2 protein-coding genes and 1 pseudogene are annotated in these 1,638 nt (G+C 40.5%); all 3 read left to right on the top strand.

What is annotated here, in order from left to right; translation table 11 throughout:
* Positions 1-433 precede the first annotated feature (433 nt).
* A pseudogene (locus WAM07_RS10940) lies at positions 434-598 on the top strand (IS91 family transposase); the annotation flags it as partial.
* Between the two features lie 42 nt (positions 599-640).
* The gene (locus WAM07_RS10935; RefSeq protein ID WP_422166807.1) at positions 641-1,384 is read left to right on the top strand and encodes a threonine/serine exporter family protein; all 744 of its coding nucleotides are present in this window, start codon (positions 641-643) and stop codon (positions 1,382-1,384) included.
* An 18-nt stretch (positions 1,385-1,402) separates the two neighbouring features.
* Positions 1,403-1,638, top strand: a 236-nt coding sequence (locus tag WAM07_RS10930) for a threonine/serine exporter family protein (RefSeq protein WP_422166805.1), incomplete at its 3' end; no start/stop codon positions are given.

The following is a 1,638-nucleotide window of genomic DNA, read 5'->3' as shown; positions in this document are numbered from 1 at the left end:
TGTGATAGCGCCCAAAACCCTTTGAACATAGGGTTTGAGAACAATTTGACTGGATTTTGACTGGTTTTAAAATCGTCTACTAAATTGAAAAGCCTCTCAAGAGTTCATAAACTTTTGAGAGGCTTTTCTTTTATTTTTAAATATGAGCCTGGGTTACAAATTACATTCGAGTTGTTTTATGAAGAAGAAGGGCTATTTGATGTTGAATTAAGGACCTGCCACTGTTCCGAACGCCCACAGAAAAAATAGCAGATATTATTAATATCTAAAGTCCCCATACCCGAATGGTTTATACATTCAAGAAACCTAGGTGTGGAAAGGGACTAATGCACACCTCTTTTCCTGATAGTTCTTTTATTAGTTTTTGTTCAAAGTAAAGAATGTATAACTTTTGATAATACTACAGCTCTTGATGATGTGGTATTGTACTTGTATGGAGACAAATATTTTACGACGATTTTTCTTTGATGAACCTCAACATTGGGAAGCCTTTAAGAACAAATATGGAGCTAAGATCCGGCCAGTCGTGCAAAAGAAAATGGAGAAGTTTCGAGATTGTGGAAATTTTAAAAAGGGTATTAAGCTTTTAGTATATGAATAGATACACTAAACATACTGTAATACGAATTGAGGTGACCGAGTGGAGCGTACAGAGGACTTGATTGAGTTATGTTTATTAATGGGGAAGATCATGCAACAAAATGGAGCGGAAACCTATCGTGTGGAAGATACGATGACGCGGATTGCCCAATCTTTCGGACGGGATCAATCCCAAAGTTATGTAACACCTACTGGGATTATGTTTACGATTAGCCCTGGTGCCCATGCAAAATTAGTAAGAGTTTCGGCACGAGAGACAAATCTCGAGAAAGTGAACCTTGCGAATAATGTCTCCAGAAAAATTGCAAGTGGGGAAATGTCTACTCACGTAGCGTATAAAGAGCTCAGAAAGATTGAAACCAGTCCTACAGACTATTCCATGCTCATGCAAATCATCTCTGCCACGTTAGCGAGTGGTTTCTTTACTATCATGTTTCAGGGGAGCTGGTACGATTTCCTGCCAGCCTGCTTAGCAGGAGGACTGGGGTTTATTGCATTGATTAACTTTATTCGATTATTTGAAATTAAATTCGTTGCTGAATTCGTTGCTTCGTTGTTGATCGGTTTTACAGCCTTCTCCCTTTTTTCATTCGGTATTGGGAAGGAAGTTGATAAGATCGTTGTCGGTTCAATCATGCCGTTGGTCCCTGGTCTGCTCATCACCAACGCTGTAAGAGATTTGATGGCAGGTCATCTTATCTCAGGACTCGCCAAGGGGGCGGAGGCTTTTTTAACGGCCTTTGCAATTGGTGCGGGTATTGCTGTTATGTTTGCACTATTTTAGAGATCGTGAGGAATGACTATGTGGATTGAATATGCCATAGCAAGCTTTTTTGCATCAGCTGCCTTTGGAATCATCTATCAGGCGCCAAGAAATACGATCATCAAATGTGGTCTCGTCGGCATGATTGGTTGGGTCATTTACATATCCTTAGTATGGGCAGGAGTCGACAGTGTCCCAGCTACACTCATCGCCTCCTTTGTTATTGCCATGGTCAGCCAGATGCTGGCAAGGATATACAAAACGCCTATGATTAT

This window comes from Halobacillus sp. (genome assembly GCF_049282395.1).
GTDB lineage: Bacteria > Bacillota > Bacilli > Bacillales > Halobacillaceae > Halobacillus.
Note: the sequence above shows the minus strand (reverse complement) of the source record. Positions and strands in the feature narration are given on the sequence as shown.